This window comes from Bradyrhizobium sp. WSM2793 (genome assembly GCF_000379585.1).
Classification (GTDB): Bacteria; Pseudomonadota; Alphaproteobacteria; order Rhizobiales; family Xanthobacteraceae; genus Bradyrhizobium.
In genome coordinates this window covers 21,740-41,001 of the sequence record NZ_KB902814.1, presented here as the reverse complement: position 1 = coordinate 41,001, position 19,262 = coordinate 21,740, and the positions used below count along the sequence as shown (strand labels likewise).

Sequence of the window (19,262 nt, the reverse complement as noted above, 5' to 3'; positions counted from 1 at the left end):
TTAAGAAAGCAGCGCCAAGGCTCGCTCGCTGCGGCCCGTCCGTTGTCAAGCGACCTCGGCGACGCTGCTTAGGGCCACACTGTTTAGCTCCGCAGTACCGCGGTTATCGCATATTGCAGGGGCCGCCATCTGCCTATTCGATACCTGTCATCCAGCTGTAGCGCGATGGGTCTTGAAGGTCCGCAGCTTGCGCAAAGAGACGAGGAAGTGATGCGCGCCGCTAACGGGTGGGTCCAGCCGGCCTCCTGGTCAGAAACCTGGAGGTGAACGCCTGTATAAGCCTTCTCCATCGAGGCGATCGGCGGCATCTGTTTCGATCGAGGGCCAACGGTTTTCGAAGTCGATAGGGACGTCAGGGACCCCCTGGTACACGCGGCTGGACAGCAAACTAATCGAAGTACCAGTTTTTGGTGCAGGGACCGCTTGGCGTGATGGCGAGCACTGACAGTTTCAAAGCCTCCCCGATCCGCGGCATCATCTGCAGTGCCGCGAATGGTTCCATCGTCATCGACCAGAACACGTGTCCCCGGTCCACGGGCTTTGGCTCGTTCCAGTCCGATCTACATCGTCGCTCGCCTCTAATCCTATCTGCTAGGGACAGGGATTACCAAGTTTCGTTCGGCGGCTCACAACATCTCAGTTTTCTGGCGACGCGAAGTGCGCAATTCTTGTTCAAAGTCCGACAGCGGCACAAAGCCAGTCGGATTCAAAACACTGGTCGCCGTGAAGTGCCGTTGAGCTATTCATGCGCAATTGGGCACTTAATGCGCGCAGACGATGCTGGCACGGACGTTGCTACTAGGGTGTAGCAGTACTGAAAGTGCTGAGCGCACCCAGAGGCGAAACGAGCGATGCTATCCTTTCTTGAACCGATGTGGCCCGCTTGTGAGAGCAAGAGCTTGTTGCTTGCGAATTTGTGTGTCGTCACGCTTAGCGCGGCGACACCGACATTCGCTGCGGATCTCGCTCGGCAGCCCGCCTACACCAAGGCACCACCCCTCTCGGTCGCGGTCGCGATCGGAGATCAGCTAGCGCAAAACGTCGCGCAACCTCTGACAATAATTTTGGAGAGTAACATGGCGCTGGGCTTAGAATCTCCAGCTCCTCCGATCAAGGTGGAGAACTGGCTGCGTGGTCAGCCCCTCACGAGCTTCCAGCCCGGGAAAGTGTACATCGTCGAATTTTGGGCAACTTGGTGCGCCCCCTGTCTGGCGGCGCTGTCCGATCTGGTACAGCTGCAAGAGAAATACAGATATAGCGGAGTTGAGGTCCTCGGAATAGCAGCTCGTGAACGCGCTCAAACAGCGGACGAGGCCCGAAGTAAGTTGGACGCATGGTTGACCGAAAAGTTGCCGAATCTCAACTATCGGGTCGGGTTCGACTACACACGCGAAATGGACAAGCTTTGGATGGATTCCAGCTTTTCTGTCGGGATCCCCACATCGTTCGTCGTCGACCGTGACGGCCACATCGCCTTTATCGGTTCCCCGACGCAACTCGATGACGTTTTGCCGAAGATTCTGACCGGCAGCTGGCGCATCAGCGATGAAGCGAAAGCCGCCGATGCAGAGCGGATCGCCGAGGGCAAACTCACAATGCCGATCTTCGCCAAACTGACGCCGGCGCTGAAGGCGCAGGATTGGGCGAAGGCGCTTTCGGTGGTCGAAGAAGCCGTCGCTGTTCTGCCGGATGACGTGAACTTCCGCCTGCTCCATGCGGATCTGTTGCTTCACAAAATGCACGACTTGCAAGCCGGCCTGCCGGTGATGCGCCAATTGGTTCGTGACGCGATCAACAAAAACTCCGAGCTGTGGATGGTCGGGGCGATGCGCCAACTCTTTGATCCGGCGAATGACAACTCTCATTTGCCGCAGGCCGAGCGCTTTGCGATGGGCAATGAGTTATCCGAACACATTCTGGCAGTGAATCCTCCGCAACGCGGCGAGGCCCCAAAGTTCCGGTCCTATCCGGCGGTCGCTCAGTACCATTACGAGAGCGGCAACAAGGATCGCGCGATCGAGTTGATCGAGGTGACGCTGAAGTCGCTGGACGGCCCCGCAGCTATCCCGGACAAACTGAAACAGCCGGTTACATCGGTATTGGTCCAAACGTTGGCCAACTACAAGGCTCAAAAGGCTTGCTATGGGTCTCTTTGTGCGACTCCGCAACCCGGCGTCTCGCAAAGTATCAAAGGGCAAGCGCCGGAGAGAAAAGATGAAAAAGGGTAACGATCTGAGCTGCTCACCGGTCAATTCGTCCATTTATCCGGTGGGCCAGCGGCAATTAGCGATCAGCGTGCGCAGCGGTGGATCGTTTGTGGCACGTTGGAGGTTCGGACATGACCTCCGTCCGGATCGACGCGGAGGTGATCTTCCAGGTGAAGTCGCGGCGCGATCCCATAACGCAAAGTCTCTCGCGGTCAAATGCTGAACACTTTCTTGCAAAATGCACCTTTGCGTACAGCCATGGCCGAGGCCGGAGCTAGGTGGTCATCCCCACGATCTGCAGAGGGGCAAATATGAGTGACGGCGATCCCGCATACCTGGCTCACACAAGCTCGGATCGCGCAAGGCTGAGCCGATGTCTCAGATCGATGCTCTCAGCCCGAGGAGCCCGCAAAGCGTGAGGCGCTTCAGCTAAGCGCTTACGCGAAGAGCGGGTGAAATGGGTAGAAGATTTCGCCCGCACCCCCCAGACTCCGGGGCATTTATCGCATCCCTCGGACGGCGCGGCATTGGGCACATAGGGTCTGGATCGAACGGCGGCCGGGGTCTCCGAGGTACACTTCATCCTCGGCTCGACGTTGTTCCTGTTGTTCGGCGCGGCGCCAGCAGCGGCTGGCTCGCGCTCGGCCTCCTGCTGCTCCTCGTGACTGGCGTATCGTGCGGAGGCCCAGATGATGAGCTTCTACAAGAAGCTCGGCCTGCAGTTCGTGATCGGGGCGCCATACGAGAAGCGCGTCGCGGTGCTGGAGCACATGGACACGATCGTGGCTTCAATCAAAATCTGCGACGCCGTCACACAGGCGAGCCAGGAAGGCCTGCTACCTTGCGCTCAAGCTCACGCTGAGCATGTAGCCGAGTGCGTATCCTGAGACGAGTACGACGCCGCCGACCGCTATCGGCACGAACATCAGCAGGAGTGTTGTCTATGCCCGCCGGTTGAGGCGATCAACTTCGCGATTAACGAAAGGGCTTCTCCTAGGAAAACGCCCCTACTGCGACAATCTTCAACATTGAGCTCGTGGCCTAAGAGCGGAGGCTGAGTGGACACGCAACGCTAGAGCGGCATCGCGTCTGCGCGGTCTTTCGGACAGTCGCGATGGAGCATTCGACCCGCGACAGCTGGCAGGCCCCATGCTGAGCGATTTGATACGGCCGGAGACGATGGCGTTGGCTGCCCCTCGGAAACCCTGCCGGTGCGAGCCCAGATTGTCTTGGGCGCGGAGGTATTTCTGAAGGAGGTAGCAGCAAAGTTCGGATAGCCGCAACGACAGTGGCAAGTGGCGCAGGTGCTTTGTGCAGCAGTGGGATTGCGTGCGCGCACTTATCGGACAGGAGTCCTGTCAATTGTCACTACCAGATGTGGGCGTTTTGGAAGCAGTACTTCCATATAAGGTTACGGCAAGGTTGGATGCACATAGGCGAGTGCTCAACCAGCTTCAAAACGCGGAAAAGAATGCCATGGCGAACATCAGCTCCCAATGTATTGCAGATGCACGCGCCCGACAGCGAGCCATCACCGACCGAAACGCACTAAATGGAGAGCACTGGCCCCGAGACGTCGAGGTTTCCAGATGACACGTGGAATGAAGCCGATGGCGCGGATGGGTGTAGCAATAAAGCGCGCGCTCGCCATTTCCGATCTCGACCGGTGCTGCGCAATCTGGTGGCTCTACCGCCTCCATTTCGGAATCACCGGCAACGTGATGTTGGGCCTTACCGCGGTCACGGTCGCCCAGGAGAGATCCCGCTGCGCCATTTAGGAGTCGTGACATCGAGCGCCTTCCATACGGGCTCGGCGCAGCCCTAACGAACCTGCCACAGGTTGCGCGTTTGGCTGGCGGGCAAAAGTTTGAGGCCAACGCCAATCGCCTCAAGTCCCCCCAAGCCCACAAAGGCCGCAATCACATCTAGCACCGACGAACTTCCCGGGGCTGCACAAATGGCGCCGGCACATACGATCAGCAGACCGCAAAACTCGAACTAGAGCATGATCGCCTGAGGCTGAATCGACTGGGGATTCCCAAACCTCACTGCTCATACCTTTTTGTTGTGATGCCGATCAATGACCAGCGTTGGTAGTTGATTGGGACGTAAAAGCTTGCATTATCGCCATAGGATGGGCGCCGAACGCGGGGCTGTTGTGATGGATGGATCGGAGCCGACACGTTGGAAAGGAAAGCTTTGGTGCAAATGAAGGATCTCGGCTCGCGAGCCGGGTGCTACGGCTCTTCACAGAGCATTCACCCCTTGCGGGAGGAGCGCCTGGCCAAAGGGTGATATCCAGCTCACAGATGTTGAGCAAATATCGACTGCTACGGTTGTCGTAAATACTGCTGTTGCGTTTTCGACATATGTCGCAATCCCGTCGATAGGGCTGCAGTTGGATGGCAGTCTCTGGAGAAGTGAACCGGCAATCTCCCAAGATCTTGTCCTGCCGCGAGAGTTTGCGGTGCCACTGACTGGTATGGCATTTGCTGATCTCATTCCACGTGCTCTCGGCTCCAGGAGAAAGTCATGGCGGATGTGCAAGAGGTTGTGCTGTCGGAACGGGAAAGACAGTGCTTGCGATGGACTCAGGAGGGGAAGTCATCCTGCGTCATCGGCGTCATCCTGAAAGTGAGCGAGAACACCGTCAATTTTCACGTCAAGAATGCGATGCGAAAGCTGGAAATGACCAGCCGTACCCAGTGCGTCGTCAAGGCACGGCGTCTTATTTAGTAACTGCCGCGGTTCCGTTGCCGCTGATGCAGATCTAGCGAAATGTAAGGGGCAACTGTGGGTTGCTCCGGCGGAATGCGAAGCGAATTACGCGCCCGCAGCTGTATAGCCATAATACAGGCGCTGTGCCGGCCGATCGGCGATGAGGTGCTCGAGGTGCAGGCCGCTCGCCCTGCGCCAATCGTCCAATCAGCGCTCGCGTCGCGTCTACCACATAGACTCCGCAATCATGGCCGTTCTGCTGCCGGGCCATGCGGGCCGGTTGCAGACGGTAGCCCAGACGTGCTGCGAGCTGTTCTGCAACGGTGCTGTTGCGAGACCGGGCGGAGTCATAGTGATATGCAACCGGCGCGGTGGGCACGCGCCGATCAACCAGCAGAAGCGACCAGTGGGCGCCGCCGCCACTAACGCCACCATCGTTAACAGGCACGAACAGGAAGTTGGTGGTATCGTTGCCATCCTGATCATTGACGATCTGCCGGAAGGTTTGTACGCGATCGCTCTGGCTCGGGATCAAGCGCAGGAGCTGCGCTTGCGAGGGTTGAAGGAACCGGGTCTGGACGGCGAGATCCGGATCTTTCCTCCGCAACTCTTCTTCCACGAGCGCCTAGTCGGCCGTGCCCATCGCGCACGCGCCGACACGCCTCCCGGTTCGGGGCCGCGACGATGACTTGCCACAACTACCCTGAGCAACCTCTGCTCGGATTACGCGTAGTGGCCTTTAGGCATCAAGGCTAGCCGTTCCTTCCGACCGGCATTGTGGCAGCCTTTTGCGAGTGACAGTCTGACCGCGACGTGGCCAAGCTACCAACCTCCCCTGACCCGTTACCTAATTCATTCGAAAACGCATTTCAGCCACCCCACCTCATAGCCCTGCGGTAGAGCTTTCGATGATCCGGCGGTTCGCGCCGCTGCGTTTAGAACAGAAGTAGACCAGCGATCGGCGCTCACCGGTCAGCACAGGCTTCACCTCATGCCGGAGCTTACATGTGGTGACAAGCACGGCGCCAAATGGCGGTCGGAATACCTGGTGTTCGTACCCGCTTGGATATACGACGAACTCACCCCCCTCGAAGTCTCTCGCGAGCTGCACAATCACCGAGTACTCGAAATCCGGGTCGCTCGCAGCATCCAGATGGATGCCAACAAAGGAACCAGGAGGCATCCGATGCATTTGGCATCGACGAATCACGTAATCTGACGTGGCTCCCAAGATCTTTTTTAGCGCGAAGCTGCGGTCTTTCCTTTCAAGTAGTTCCATGATCTGCCCTGGAGCTGCACCACCCACGTTGCTAGGCGCGCGGCCGGGCGGGTCTACCCTCACGCGTTTGACAAAGACATTGTGCGAGTCGCCGGCATCTCCCTCCCTCACTTCTTCTTCGGCAATCTCGTCCTGCAGCTGATCGATCTTGGCCAAGTCATCTTGGGTGAACAATATCTGGGGGCCGATCACGACCGTCCCCTTCACCAACAGCTCTACGCGGTATTTTGTCAGAGCTTCTTCTGAAAGCAGACGGGATTTATCTTTCATTGCATGCGCCATTCGAGTTCACTCCAGGGTTTTGATCTTCGACGCAGGACTCCAGGTCCTGGTGCATCGAGCGGAATGCTTGCTCCCAATGCTCGCCATCGAACTCGCTTATTCTTAGGCCTTCGATGGTCCTTTTATCCAGGCATCGAACATTTACGCTGAATCCGGAGGGGTTCGACCGCGGCTTATAAAATGGCTTTACGCCACAAACCCGGCAAAACGTGTGCCGAGCGATGTTCTTGTTGAACTGGTACACCGTGAGGAATTCTTCGCCGCACTCAATGCCAAGCTTGTCGCCAGGTACGAGCAAGTGCAGAAATCCAGACATTTGGCAGATTGAGCAATTGCATCGAACTGCACAGAGCTCTCGCGGCGCTCGGACGTAGAACTTGACAGAACCACAATGACAACGGCCATGGTGTTCGATCTCCGAGTGACCATCTCCCTCACGTGAGACAATTCGGAGCAGATCGCGGCACCACTGTAAGCTGAGCCGATAGGCTCGATCGAATTCATCCAAAAAGCGACCATTACGGTCAGCCGGGACAAGTTTTTCAATCAGCCGGCTTGTCATTTCTCCATGATACTTCTCCGCGGGATCTTCTCCGCCGACATGGCTGCGGAAGTACTCAAGATCCTCGGACCGAGCCTTAAAGCTATTGACCAGAGTGGTCCATAGCGACTGGATCATGTCCGCAGCATGTAGCTCAAAAGCGACCATGTAGGCGCAACGCACCAAGGGATCTTTCGATGACAATCCGGCATAGAGAGAATGCAGGTAGCGCTGCGTCGTGGCGCTGTAGTTGGGCCGTATTGCTCTGCCGAGCAGTCGCGAAGCATCCTTTCTAAACAGGTTCGAGTGGAAGTTTTCAGTCAACAGAATATCGGGTAGCGCCGCCTTGCCGCCCTGGAGAATTCGGCCATGGCCACCCGTCTCATCCCAACAGATGAAATTTGCGACCACGCTGGTCAGTTCAATGTCCCTCGCAAGGTCTCGATTGTGATGCATTGCATCGAATATGAGATCCCTTTGCGATCCGGCCTGCAGGTACGGGAACGCCTGTGACATCGCCAGGTATTCAGGCAGGAGGCTAGCGACCTGGTCCTGGGACATCTCCGCAGCGAATGGGTGCGGGCCGAACAGGGCTCGCGCTTGCTCCGTCAAATAGTCGCAGGATATCTGCGGAGGCTGATCGGGTGTAAATCGAGACGCTTGAGATGTCATTTGACCCCTGGCATGAGGAGAGAACGGTCCTTGACGAAGCAACTTCGTGTCCGGCCCAACTATTGGCCGCTGCGAGTTCGTTGGTTTCGACGGGCTTATGATCGCGTTCACCATCCAGGCGACTTTCTTCGTGGCCACCTTCGCGGGTAGCAGGCAGCGGCATGCTCAGTCCTGCTCACGCGCATCGAAGGGAACGCGTTCATTAACTGAGCGGCGGCGATCCAGACGGATTCCAGTCCACGAGCAGTCCGATGCCGCGAATGCCCGGCACGGCCAAGATTCCCTTGCAGAGTCATGGTGAGATATTGCGCCGCGCACGCCATCGGGAGGCTAACGTCACATGCGCAAGTGGCGTGTCTGGTCGCCCGGGGCGCTTGCAGCTTTTGCGATCTGTCGTGAATGGATCAAGCCCTCGCGGCTGCTGCTCCTGCCAGTTGATCGAACCGCTATGAGCTTCGTACAGCATTGCAAGGACTATCCGCATCTACCTGGCTCTTGAGGCCTTCGGCCGCAAGCTGCGCAAAATGCCGGCTGCTGGCCGGCACGAGCTTCTCAAAGAGACCGCCGCTAGGTTTCGCGTTCGCGAGCGCCGCCACGCTGTCTTCTTGCACGTTTACGAGCAATCACCGTGCCAACTCGTGCACTCACTCCAGAGATTCTGAATACATTGCCAAAACGCTCGCGACCGCCTCCTCATTGCAAGTGTATTGAACCTGACAGCGCTTGTACGGCCGTCAGAAACCAAACGGGCGAAGAGCCAGCCGCCACTCACAATGGGTATAGGGCTGTCGAATCGCGGAAATTGGTCCAAAAGCCACATACGTGGGCTTCGCGCCCTGAACAGCCCGACAGCGCTTTGGGCGTTCGGGCGCTAACATGGTGATCCCGGTCGCTGACGTATTCCGTCTTCGCTCGTGACAACTACGCGCTAAGCACTGGCCTCAACGCGGTCGAACACGACCATACAGTGGGATCTGGACGCATGCGCAGCCCTTTGTCGATGCGCCTGACAATCACGGCCAACTCCGGGCATCGATCGAGCCATAACGTGGCCTACGAAACACCAGTCCCAGGTGATCGCGAGCAATCGAAGAACGCCATGGACCAGAATGCGCAGGTCGCGGGCTGAGATGCCTAGCTACATCTTGCGCGCTCACTCGACGCGGATGCCTCTTGGTGTTGGTACATCCTTGAACCGTTTCTACCGTTGCCAGGACTTTCCAGATCAAGCGTCACGGACAAGCGCCGCAAGATCGGCTTCGAGCTTCGGTTGATGCTTGAAAATAGCGTCTATCAACGCCTGCGCCGGTTGCTCGGCGGCCTCAACCAGCGCCGCCTTCTCGGCCCGCGCAGAGGGAGCGAACACTCGCTTGACGACGGTCGGCGAGCCCTTGAGGCCGCATTTGGAGACGTCTTCGACACCGGCATCGTGCGCGCTCCATTTCACGATTTGGGCACGCGCGGCACGCAAGGCATCCGCCATCGCGCCCCGCCGAATCTGATTCGTTGCCTCCAGCATGGTGATGAGACACGGCAGCCTCGTGTGCAGCACCTGGACACCACCTTCGGAGCGTCGTTCCGCTTCAATTGTATGGGCGGCGAGATCTAAGGATCTGACCTTCGCAACGTAGGTTAGCTGCAGTACGCCCAGCCGCTTTGCGATGCCGGGCCCAACCTGCGCCGTATCACCATCGATGGTCTGCTTTCCCGTGAAGATGAGGTTTGTCGGGCCATATTCCTTACCAATTTTTCGGATGGCTGTTGCAAGTGCGTACGTTGTGGCCAGGGTGTCGGAGCCCGCAAAGCAGCGATCGGTGAGTAGGACGGCGCGATCGGCGCCATAAGTTAGCGCCTTTCGCAAGGAATCTTCCGCCGATGGCGGTCCCATTGTAAGCACGGTAATTTCGCCGCCGAACCGATCGCGCAGCTCCAGCGCGGCCTCGAGCGCGAATAGGTCATATGGGTTGATGATGGTCGGCACTCCCTGACGCATAATTGTATTGGTCACGGGGTGCACGCGGATCTGCGCCGAGTCCGGAACCTGTTTGATGCAGACGACATTGTGCACGGTGTTGCTCCAAAAGTTGCGACAGCTGCGAAGAGCACAGCAAGTGTTGTACCATCGCCGCCCTTTTGGAATCGGCTTGACATCACAGAAGCTTAGACCGGATGATGCGCCCCTCTAGGCCGCTCTTGTTGACGAACGAATGCCGACACTAGTCAGGGCTGCGACAGCGCTGTTCCGCAAGGCACGCCAGCTGAGTGACGCCAGGAAGCTTGCGATAGATTACTGCCGCTGATCACGAGCGGGCGGTGGACCGGTTGCGGTCAAGAAGCATTGCCGCTCACGAGTCCGAGCGGACAGACATGATAGCTCGTTAGATCTTGAGCAACCGACGGTTCGCGCTTGCATGGCCCGCAGGTGACGATCAGTATGTCATGGCGCGCAAGTCCATCTCTCACCGAACCAGGTGAGCCCTCCTTTCGACCCCGAGGGCGAACCCATTCCCTCCAGATTGCGACGAGATTGCCTATCGGAAATCGTCCTCACATAGCTATTTGGCAGTAGCAGTTCCGACCGATGTCGTCGTTCAGAATCGCTTTATCTCGATTCCGTATTTCCTCAGCGCGTAGCCGATCTGGCGCGGCGTTAGTCCGAGCAGGCGCGCTGCCTTGGCCTGCACCCAGCCAGATTTTTCCATGGCCGCAATGACCCGTTCGCGATCGGCCATCTTCGCGCCACTAACGAGGACTGTGCCGGGAGGTGCCAGTGAGGCCAGTTCGCTGCTGACAGACTGGACCGGCGGGGTCGCTTCAGCTAGCGGAATGATGGACTTTGCGGGCACCGGTGGGATGGGTGCCGGCTGGTCTGTCCTCTCGTCCGATGTGCTTTTCCACAGCATCGCGGAAAGGCACTGGCCGTGGCAGCATGCAAAGTCACTTCTCACGATGGATGATCCAGCGCACAGCGTCGCTGTCCGCTCGATGCAGTTTTCGAGTTCGCGGACATTTCCCGGAAAGCCGCAGTTCATCAGTACATCGATCGCACTCGCCTCCAAAGTCAGCGTACGGCCGTTCTCATTGTTGAAATTCCTGAGGAACTCGCTGGCAAGCAACGGAATATCACTGCGTCTTTCACGCAGCGGCGGCAACAGCAAGGGAACTACGCTGATGCGATAGTAAAGGTCCGCGCGGAACTCGCTCTTTGCCACGGCCTCTTCAAGGTTCTTGTTGGTCGCAGCTATAACACGAACATCGACCTTAATAGTCTGATTGCTGCCGACGCGCTCGAACTCCTGCTCTTGCAGGACGCGCAGCAACTTCGCCTGGAACGGAGCTGAGATCTCGCCGATCTCGTCAAGAAATAGCGTTCCTTTGTCAGCAAGTTCGAAGCGTCCCTTGCGCGAGCTGAACGCACCGGTAAAGGCACCTTTTTCATGGCCAAACAATTCCGATTCCAGGACGGTCTCGGGGAGCGCCGCGCAATTCAGCTTAACGAACGGCCGCTTGGCGCGGGAGGACGATTCGTGAATGGCCTTGGCTACGAGTTCCTTCCCGGTACCGGATTCGCCACGCAGCAGAACCGTGCTGTTCGATTTTGCTACAACTGCAATCTTCTCGAGCAGCCCGCGCAGCGCAGGACTGTCGCCAATGATCCCATGGACGTGTAGCTTCTTGCGCTCCCGAGCGGGCTGCCTGAGCTCATATATCTGCTTTTGGAGACGATCCTTCTCCGCCATCAGTCGTTCGCGATCGGAGGCGAACAAGCGATGTAACTTCACCGTTTGTCCCACCAGGTTGGCGATCATCGCGAGCAGCCGCGCATCGTAATCGAGCCGGAGACTTGACCTATCGTCCCGGATACGGTCGATCGTCAGCGTACCCACGACCTTCGGATCAATGCGGATCGGAACCCCGATGAAGGACACTGGCATATCATCGGAGGCGCCGAGCACTTCCCGCTCCGCAGCGCTGAATGCAGGCTCGGCGGCCACGTTCTCGGCGACAAGCGGCCTGTCTGTCGCGACGATCTGGTCGATTGCCTTCTGCGGCAGGCGCATCCGGTAATGTTCGTCGCTGCCTTCGCTCCAGCCGGCGCCCACTGTAACTTCCGGCATGCCGTCATCGTCGAACAGTGAGACGATGCCGTGTCGCATCTGCACAAACGATTGCAGAAGACCAACAACGTTGGCCAACGTGACTTCGAGCCGACAAGGAGCGGTGAGTATTTTCGATATTTCGAAGATGCCGATCAGCGCGCTCTCACGCAACGGCTCCCCCGAAAACTTACGCTCCGGCTCAGGTTGCGAGGCAGGTCTTTCGCGTGAGGAAGGGATATCCAGCATGAGGCGGTCTCCGTTGTCCTGATCATCCTCCCTCGTACCTTGTTCGGGTCGGCGAGCTTCGTTTTGCATGTCACTCTCGATCTAACGCCAAGTGTTGACGAGATGAGATAGAACAGTAACACCTTTTCATGGCACGACGGTAAACTTACGGTGTGCCTTCATTTCATTTTTTGCGGATTGTGTGCGCGTCGTCAGCGGAGAACATAAGTACCGCTGCTGCAGCTCAAATCAGCTGCGTCGCCAAGGCGGGCCGATTCACAGATGTTGCCCACCATTGATCGGCACCTCGGCCCCCGTGACATAGCTCGCAGCATCCGAGCACAGGAAGAAGATGACCTTGGCCACTTCATCCGGGGTTCCCACTCTGCGCAGCGGGATACTTGGCACGAGGCGCGCTTCTGTGTCGGGCGATAACATGTCCGTCCTGATTTCGCCGGGCGCGATCGCATTCACGCGAATGCCATGCGGCGCATAATCATGCGCCATCTCACGTGTGAGGCTGGCAAGCGCAGCTTTCGAGGTCGCATAGGCGCTGCCGGCAAACGGGTGCACCCGCGAGCCCGCGATCGAAGTCACATTCACGATCGATCCTGACGCGGCTCTTAGCTCGTCAAACATACCCTGCGCCAGCAGGATCGGGGCCACCAGATTGAGATGGAACACCTTCATCCAAGTCTCGGTTGACGTCGTCAACGATGTCATGCGATCGCCAGTTGGCGTTTTCGGCGAGACCCCGGCATTATTCACCAGCGCGTGCAAAGGTGCACCCGCCAAGCGTTTCTTGACCTCGGTGATCGCGCGCGGCAGCATTCGATGATTGCTGAGGTCGATCTGGACATGATCCTCGTTCCCTGCCTCCCAGGGGCATCGCTCGCCGTCGAACGGTTGGCGCGCGCAAGAAATGATGCGCCAGCCCGCCTCCGAGAACAGCTTGGCAGTGGCATGACCAATTCCGCGCGATGCCCCGGTCAGCAACATCGTCTTCTGCTCTCCGCGATGAACACGGGGTTTATCGGCGTGAAACAGGCAGCCCAAATGTGTTTCGGGCACCGGGCCTCTGATCAGATCGTCATTTGGTAGATCGAGACCCACGCCCGCCTCCTCTCCTGTTGCGCCGGCGCACGCGTAGCAGAGTTTGTGCCACTGCGATGCACGTAAATCCGCTTCCGTTTTGCGTCCTAATGTCGCGCAAGCGGAATGCTTGGCGGGTTCAAGACACGGTGCGTGCGCTTTGTGACAGTGATCGTGCATCAGCTACGTAATGTCGCGAGCATACTCTCTCCCGATCGCACAACAGCCAGCGGATGGCCAGCGCCTCGTCGAAACAACGATCGATCAGGATAGCGGCCGCGGCCAGTAGCCGCGTCAACTCGAAAGCTGACGTTACCAGCTTCGCACGTTAGATTCGTCGGCAACTGATGCTGACTTCATCGCGCCCTGCTCTGCTGTGTCCAGCACTGGCACATCGCCGGGCGCATCGATTCCGGACCATGAATGTTCGGCCCCAAATAGTGGATCTCGAGAGCGCCCGTCCGCAAAGCGAGTGCCCGACCGCCAAGACGGAACTCGCCGGCTGAACGGAGAACATTTCGATATGTTCATCCGCGATCAACCACCGACTAGCTTCGACTTGCGGTCCGCCCGAGGCGACGACGAAGACGTGTTCGACCTGTTTAACGCGGCGGCAGCACGTTAAGGCCATTGTTGTCGACGTCCAGCTTCAGCGGAAGACATTCGGCCGCCGCATCGTTCTGTTCTCCGGTGGAAGTCCGCGGCAGAGCATCACTTTGGACCGACAATTGCCGCCTCGAAAAGAACTGCCAGTAATGCTGGATGCAAAGAGCGACAATCAGATCGATCAAGCGGGCTACGACTTTCATGAAGCCACGAGCTCTTGCAAGGTTTCTTCAATCAGGATCAATCGGCTCGGATCGTTCAAATCGAATTCTATAACGCGTGGTGCAAAGAGACGCGCATAGCGCGTGAAGGCGCTCGTCGGGGGAAAACGGATCACGGTGTCGCACCGCGCAAGGAGATACATTTCGATGAGGGCGGAAAAGCCGCCCTCGGCTCCGAGCGCGGCGTTGTGCAATGGGCCGGCCTCAGGCGCCTGGAAGCGTTTTGGGATCGTGAAAACATCGGGAAATATAGTCGAAATCTTCTCAAGGACGAGCGCGCTGTCCGTGCACAGCAACGCCCTCACGGGTTTTGCGTGGGCTAACCCCCTGGCCTTATCAATGGCATTACAGACCTGTCGCAAGGCGCGCTCCGGGTCGGCCCAGTAGGGAGCATGCCCCATAATATCCTCGCCGTTGCCATGCCGGACATGAATGCCGATTACGCTGTACGGCTCAAAGTGCTCGCGGTAGATAGCATCAATCCGAGCCTGAATTTCAGGTCGTGGCTTGATGCTTCGAAAGATTTCTCGTTCGGCCTCCTGATCGCAGCGCCACATTAGGCAGGCGTCACACACAACCGTCTTAGCATCACTATCTTTCTGACTCTGGAACAGTTGATCGAGCTCGTCGCGTTCCCGGAAAATCTGCTCGTCCGGGCGATAGACGCAATCGATGGATGGCTTGTTCCACCATGCCGGGAAGAATGGTCCCGAAAATAAACGCCGATTGATCTCGTCGTCGCAAATCACCCGCACGCCAGCAATGTCTTGAATCGGTTCGAAGAAGACTGGAAAGGCGTTCGTGAATGGCTCATCGAGATAACAAGATCCCCGCCAATCAATGGCTAGCGTCCGTCCTGTCTGCTTTGCGAAACGCCAGGCAGCCGCCAGTGACCACAGGCAGTCGCCGAACCCCGTACGGCGCCGGGAAACTACGAACCGATCATTCCTCGAACCGCTAAGCATCTGCATTGCCTCTTCCCGGGCTCCTGGTTGGACAAGAGACGTCGTTGCAGACATCTCACGTATTATCTTGTCCGGCGTCATGGTCTGAAATCGCGGTGCCGGTGAGCTGCGTCGGTAGAACTTCATAGCAGCACTTTCCGTGATGGGCCGCGTTCTCTCAACACTTTCCGTCTTTCTTCGGCGGTGTTGCGTCGGCGTGCCGATTTCAGTCGGATGGCCGATGAACCTTGTGCGTCGGATGGCCAGGCCTCCTCACATGCAGGCATAAGCATGGCCATGCTCTGAGCTCCGGCTATGTTTCGCTTTGCAGTTTATTGCGGCCGCAAGCCGCGCGCGGCGGATGCAGGCGAACGCCCCGCAGCTCCCACACGAGCCGCAATTCCTTCACGAGATCTTCACGCTTGCCCTGGCCCAGCATGGTTGCGTCGAGAAGCGAGCCGAGCGACGCCTCGCCCTCGATCCGCATCAAGATCTCGAAAAGCTCATATGAGATACGCATACTGTCGCGGCCGGAATGTCCCGTGCGGATCTCGCAGACCGTTTCCTGACGATCTGGCCCCGTGTGGGAGCGAACACGATGAAGGGATGCATACGGCGGCAATGAAACGCCCAGTGCACTCCAATCCTGCAGTGATGCTGCCCGCTTCCTGACGAGGAAAGGCCCAACAACAAGTCCGTCCAGGTCAGTCGTCAAGAACGTGGTGATCGCATCTGAAACGGACTCCACGATCGGCTCGGCATTGTTGTTAAATGACGTATTTAGAAGAAGCGGGATGCCGGTTCGCCTCTTGAACGCATTAATTGCATCCCAATAGGTGGGGTTTGTCTTGCGCGATACTGTCTGCAGCCGAGCGGTCCCATCAACGTGCGTGATCGCACCGAGCACGTTACGCTTGGCTTCACGCACACGAACCACGAAGTTCATGAAGGGGAGCCGCCGCGTGCCGTCCGGGAGCTCAAAGAACTCGCTCGCATCCTCCTCCAGTACAGATGGCGCAAACGGGCGATAGCCCTCGCGCTTCTTGACCATCGCGTTGATGCGGTCCTTGTTTTCCGCAGGCCGCGGGTCCGCAAGAATGCTGCGGTTACCAAGCGCACGTGGGCCGAATTCAGAGCGGCCCTGAACCCAGCCGATTACAGCGCCATTTGCCATCCATTCTGCCGCACTGGATGCTATGTCATCACTTCGTTGAATGTCGAGGTGGCCTGACCATGCGTTGAGCTCATGCTCTACGGCTTGCTCGGTTCCGAGATCGGGCCCCCAATAAACGTCCGGCAGTCGCTCGCGCGGCGCTGGCCTGCCCAGCTCGTTTGACATCATCAATGCAGCGCCGAGTGCGCAACCGGCGTCGTGCGCTGCGGGTTGGACAAAGATGTCGTCAAATAGCCCGGAATAAAGCAGCTTACCGTTCAGCGTGCAATTATGGGCTACACCCCCAGCCAGGCACAAGCGAGTCATGCCCGTCGCTTCGCGATAGTGGCGCAGGATGTGAAACACGATCCGCTCCAGCGCTTCCTGCAGCGAAGCGCTGACATCTCGATGCTGTTGGGTGAATGGCATTCCTTTTCGCCGAACCTCGATGTTGCGGACTAGGGCCGGACCGATTCGATCCAGGTGAACGCGATAGCCACCGTTGTCCAACAACTCGTAGAACCGCGCGAAGAGCTCGCGATAGGGAGCGGGATCACCGTACGGCGCAAGCCCCATCACTTTGTACTCGTCGAATAACCCGTAGCCGAGATACCGGATCGTCTCGAGATAGAACAGTCCCAGGGAGTTATCTTCCGGGAAGGTTGCAAGTTTCGCAATTTCGGTGCCAGACCCCACCGCCAATAAGCCCGAGAGAAGATCGCCACCGCCGTCGATCGTAAAAACGAGACTTTGCTCGAACCCGGACATAGCAAACGCGCTCACGGCATGCGCCTCGTGGTGATTCACGAAGGAAAGCCGGGACGGATCGATCTCGGCGCCGAACTCCCGTGCCAGCAGCTGCCGCAGCAACAATTTGGCGTCCAGCGGAACGGGCTGAAAAACAGAAAGACGCTCGAGCATAGTATTGCAGTAGGCTTCAGTCGCGTAGAACGCGACACGGTCGATCTCGCCGAGCTCAACTCCTGCGATGGAAAGGCAGTATCGGATCGAATTGCTCGGGAGCTTGTTGGAGTGCTTGATGCGATTGAGGCGTTCCTCTTCGACGGCAGCGATCACGCGGCCATCGCGCACAAGGACCGCAGCTCCATCGTGAAGAAATGTATTCGGCAACTCCGGCGAGCTTTCATAGATTCGGTCAAGTCCGCCACTAATTCCCAGGCACAACATCTCAATCTCCATTCGATGATGACGGGAAGGTCAACTGCCGTTCCATCTATCTGTACAGTCACGCTCCGTCGGCTGCACGGGCCAAACAGCACAACCAGGATCTTCAAGTCCGTCTCGGCGGCTAGCGACAGGCGCTCAGAAAATAACGGCGGTGGCGTCCGCACCAATCGACTGAACAGGCGGCCGTAGACCTGGCTCGATCGCGGCGCTCTTAAGGCCATTCAGCATCTGCTGTGACAGACCAGGTCTTCCCGAGCTAGCGCAGAAAGCATCGTGACCTTGCATCTATTTCACTTTCTCCGTTATCGCTCAACTCACGTCAACGCAGCAGGCGGCGCCGAAACAGTACCGTCGACACGAAGAAGGACAATACCGCGTACAAGCAAAGCGCACCGACATGCAGCACAGCGTCGCCGGCGCCGCGCTCAAGCATCACTGGGCGAATAAGGTCGACCGAATGTGCGAGCGGCAACAATCCGGCGAAGTGCTGAAATGAGCCGGGCAGTTGGCTCATCGGAAAGACCGCGCCACACAGAAACACCATAGGGCTAAGGATGAGTGACTGGTAAAACACGAAGTAATCATACGTTGGCGCAAGAGATATGACGACCATTGCCAGGCTGGCAAAGACAAGGCCGGTAAGGGCGACTGTTGGTATCGCACAGAAAATCGACGTCCAGGATGCATAACCCAACGTGGCAGCGACAATCCCAATTGCTGTCCCGGCCAGAACGGACTTACTGGCCGCCCACACCAATTCACCTAGAACGATGTCGCCAAGCGTGAGCTGTGTGAACAGAATTGCTTCCCAGGTGCGCTTGGCATCCATGCGAGCAAAGGCTGCATACAGGGTTTCAAACGTCGCGGATGTCATGGCGCTGATCGCGACCATACCCGCCGCCAGAAAAGCGATGTACGAAGTCCCCTCGACCCGTCCCACGATGAGGCCGAGGCCAAAGCCAAGGCCGAGCAGATTGGTTATGGGATCTGCGAGGTTGCCGAGAAGCGATGCAAGCGCGACTTTCCTCCATGCCAGGAAATTTCGACGCCATACCGCGATCCAGTTGTACGCGTTAGCGGGCATTACCGCCGCATAGCTTTCACCCATCCCTCACTTCTCCATCTCGCGCCCGGTGAGCCGCAAAAACACGTCTTCGAGATTCGGCGGGCGCTGCAGAACGCGAAGGTCCGCTTGCCCGCGCAGGTGCAGGCGTACCTGCTCCGGATATTGCGCATAACAAAAAAGCGTCTCTCCACTCACTTCGATGTGCCGCGCGTAAGGCCTGATCAGCTCGCGGAGCTGATGTGGATCACCGCCATAGATTTCGATCACGTTGCAGCCGATATGCTCGTCGATCAAGGCGGCCGGCTTGCCTTCGGCGATCTTACATCCACTCTCAAGCACGCACAGCCGATCGCATAGGCGTTCGGCCTCTTCCATGAAGTGAGTGGTCAATAGGATCGTCTTGCCACGCGCAAGCAGGACCCGCAGGCGTTCCCAAATCAGGTGGCGTGCATGCGGATCCAGACCAGTCGTCGGCTCGTCCATCACGAGTAGATGGGGATCATTAATCAGGGCACGCGCCAGCGTCAGCCGCCGCTTCATGCCACCGGACAACTTGGAGACGCGCACATCCGCCTTGCTTTCGAGGCGCGCAAACTCGAGCAGCGAGGGCGCGACCGCCTCAATGTTGCGAGCGCTCATGCCGAAATAGCGGCCAAACACAAGCAGATTCTCTCGTACGGTGAACTCGAGTTCAAGGTTATCGAACTGCGGCACTACGCCGATACGCACACGTGCGACACGAGCGCGTGCAGGCACAGGCTCATTGAGGACCGTAATCTTTCCTGCGTCCGGCGAGATCATGCCGAGCAGCATGCGTGCAATCGTGCTCTTGCCAGCTCCATTCGGCCCGAGAAGGCCAAAGCATTCACCGCGCGCGACCGAGAACGACAGCTCATTGACGATGGCCTTGTCGCCAAATGATTTTCTTACGCCGGCAAGGTCAATTGCTAGGGTGGACATGGTCACTC

At 57.9% G+C, this 19,262-nt stretch carries 15 protein-coding genes and 1 pseudogene; 5 read left to right on the top strand and 11 right to left on the bottom strand.

Annotation, left to right across the window (positions count from 1 at the left end):
- Nucleotides 1-1,076: 1,076 nt before the first annotated feature.
- The 5 genes and pseudogenes from A3AS_RS0136335 to A3AS_RS0136320 all read left to right on the top strand — a co-directional run bounded on the left by A3AS_RS0136335 (nt 1,077) and on the right by A3AS_RS0136320 (nt 4,943).
- Entirely contained in the window at nt 1,077-2,228 is a 1,152-nt protein-coding gene (locus tag A3AS_RS0136335; protein ID WP_049815088.1) for a TlpA disulfide reductase family protein, read from the top strand.
- Between the two features lie 539 nt (nt 2,229-2,767).
- A pseudogene (locus tag A3AS_RS49550) lies at nt 2,768-2,842 on the top strand (cobalt transporter); the annotation flags it as partial.
- Between the two features lie 54 nt (nt 2,843-2,896).
- Entirely contained in the window at nt 2,897-3,094 is a 198-nt protein-coding gene (locus A3AS_RS0136330) for a hypothetical protein (RefSeq protein WP_018322365.1), read from the top strand.
- Nucleotides 3,095-3,808: 714 nt separating this feature from the next.
- Nucleotides 3,809-3,985, top strand: a complete 177-nt coding sequence (locus tag A3AS_RS0136325; protein ID WP_018322364.1) for a hypothetical protein — start codon at nt 3,809-3,811, stop codon at nt 3,983-3,985.
- Nucleotides 3,986-4,739: 754 nt separating this feature from the next.
- On the top strand, nt 4,740-4,943 hold the full coding sequence (locus A3AS_RS0136320) for a helix-turn-helix transcriptional regulator (protein WP_018322363.1): 204 nt from the start codon (nt 4,740-4,742) through the stop codon (nt 4,941-4,943).
- 34 nt (nt 4,944-4,977) lie between these two features.
- Here A3AS_RS0136320 and A3AS_RS50195 read toward each other — a convergent pair whose 3' ends face one another.
- The 11 genes from A3AS_RS50195 to nodI form a co-directional block, all read right to left on the bottom strand.
- Complete coding sequence (locus A3AS_RS50195) at nt 4,978-5,373, bottom strand: Ulp1 family isopeptidase (RefSeq protein WP_371260737.1); 396 nt, start codon at nt 5,371-5,373, stop codon at nt 4,978-4,980.
- A gap of 435 nt (nt 5,374-5,808) precedes the next feature.
- Nucleotides 5,809-6,486, bottom strand: coding sequence for a 2OG-Fe(II) oxygenase (locus A3AS_RS0136305; RefSeq protein WP_018322360.1), 678 nt, complete (start codon nt 6,484-6,486; stop codon nt 5,809-5,811).
- A complete protein-coding gene (locus A3AS_RS44255) occupies nt 6,464-7,543 on the bottom strand; it encodes a GFA family protein (protein WP_245283357.1) in 1,080 nt (359 codons plus the stop codon). Before A3AS_RS44255 ends, A3AS_RS0136305 begins: the two co-directional genes overlap by 23 nt.
- 1,381 nt (nt 7,544-8,924) lie before the next feature.
- On the bottom strand, nt 8,925-9,767 hold the full coding sequence (locus tag A3AS_RS0136295; RefSeq protein ID WP_026202730.1) for an electron transfer flavoprotein subunit beta/FixA family protein: 843 nt from the start codon (nt 9,765-9,767) through the stop codon (nt 8,925-8,927).
- Between the two features lie 523 nt (nt 9,768-10,290).
- Nucleotides 10,291-12,114, bottom strand: a complete 1,824-nt coding sequence (gene nifA / locus A3AS_RS0136290) for a nif-specific transcriptional activator NifA (RefSeq protein WP_018322359.1) — start codon at nt 12,112-12,114, stop codon at nt 10,291-10,293.
- Nucleotides 12,115-12,300: 186 nt separating this feature from the next.
- Entirely contained in the window at nt 12,301-13,137 is an 837-nt protein-coding gene (locus A3AS_RS0136285; protein WP_018322358.1) for an SDR family NAD(P)-dependent oxidoreductase, read from the bottom strand.
- Nucleotides 13,138-13,718: 581 nt separating this feature from the next.
- The gene (locus A3AS_RS0136280) at nt 13,719-13,925 is read right to left on the bottom strand and encodes a hypothetical protein (RefSeq protein ID WP_018322357.1); all 207 of its coding nucleotides are present in this window, start codon (nt 13,923-13,925) and stop codon (nt 13,719-13,721) included.
- On the bottom strand, nt 13,922-15,034 hold the full coding sequence (locus A3AS_RS0136275; protein ID WP_018322356.1) for a nodulation protein NodZ: 1,113 nt from the start codon (nt 15,032-15,034) through the stop codon (nt 13,922-13,924). The genes A3AS_RS0136280 and A3AS_RS0136275 overlap by 4 nt, the downstream gene beginning before the upstream one ends.
- Before the next feature lie 166 nt (nt 15,035-15,200).
- Entirely contained in the window at nt 15,201-17,228 is a 2,028-nt protein-coding gene (locus A3AS_RS0136270) for a carbamoyltransferase (RefSeq protein ID WP_026202728.1), read from the bottom strand.
- Nucleotides 17,229-17,547: 319 nt separating this feature from the next.
- Entirely contained in the window at nt 17,548-18,336 is a 789-nt protein-coding gene (locus A3AS_RS0136265; RefSeq protein WP_018322355.1) for an ABC transporter permease, read from the bottom strand.
- A gap of 3 nt (nt 18,337-18,339) precedes the next feature.
- On the bottom strand, nt 18,340-19,260 hold the full coding sequence (nodI, locus tag A3AS_RS0136260; protein ID WP_018322354.1) for a nodulation factor ABC transporter ATP-binding protein NodI: 921 nt from the start codon (nt 19,258-19,260) through the stop codon (nt 18,340-18,342).
- Nucleotides 19,261-19,262: the final 2 nt, after the last annotated feature.

Bases quoted from the DNA above. Each gene is read 5' to 3' on its own strand.
- A3AS_RS0136335 (WP_049815088.1), top strand. From the start codon at position 1,077: ATGGCGCTGGGCTTAGAATCTCCAGCTCCTCCGATCAAGGTGGAGAAC.
- A3AS_RS0136330 (WP_018322365.1), top strand. From the start codon at position 2,897: ATGATGAGCTTCTACAAGAAGCTCGGCCTGCAGTTCGTGATCGGGGCG.
- A3AS_RS0136325 (WP_018322364.1), top strand. From the start codon at position 3,809: ATGAAGCCGATGGCGCGGATGGGTGTAGCAATAAAGCGCGCGCTCGCC.
- A3AS_RS0136320 (WP_018322363.1), top strand. From the start codon at position 4,740: ATGGCGGATGTGCAAGAGGTTGTGCTGTCGGAACGGGAAAGACAGTGC.
- A3AS_RS0136305 (WP_018322360.1), bottom strand. From the start codon at position 6,486: ATGGCGCATGCAATGAAAGATAAATCCCGTCTGCTTTCAGAAGAAGCT.
- A3AS_RS44255 (WP_245283357.1), bottom strand. From the start codon at position 7,543: ATGTCACAGGCGTTCCCGTACCTGCAGGCCGGATCGCAAAGGGATCTC.
- nifA (WP_018322359.1), bottom strand. From the start codon at position 12,114: ATGCAAAACGAAGCTCGCCGACCCGAACAAGGTACGAGGGAGGATGAT.
- A3AS_RS0136280 (WP_018322357.1), bottom strand. From the start codon at position 13,925: ATGAAAGTCGTAGCCCGCTTGATCGATCTGATTGTCGCTCTTTGCATC.
- A3AS_RS0136275 (WP_018322356.1), bottom strand. From the start codon at position 15,034: ATGAAGTTCTACCGACGCAGCTCACCGGCACCGCGATTTCAGACCATG.
- A3AS_RS0136270 (WP_026202728.1), bottom strand. From the start codon at position 17,228: ATGTTGTGCCTGGGAATTAGTGGCGGACTTGACCGAATCTATGAAAGC.
- A3AS_RS0136265 (WP_018322355.1), bottom strand. From the start codon at position 18,336: ATGGGTGAAAGCTATGCGGCGGTAATGCCCGCTAACGCGTACAACTGG.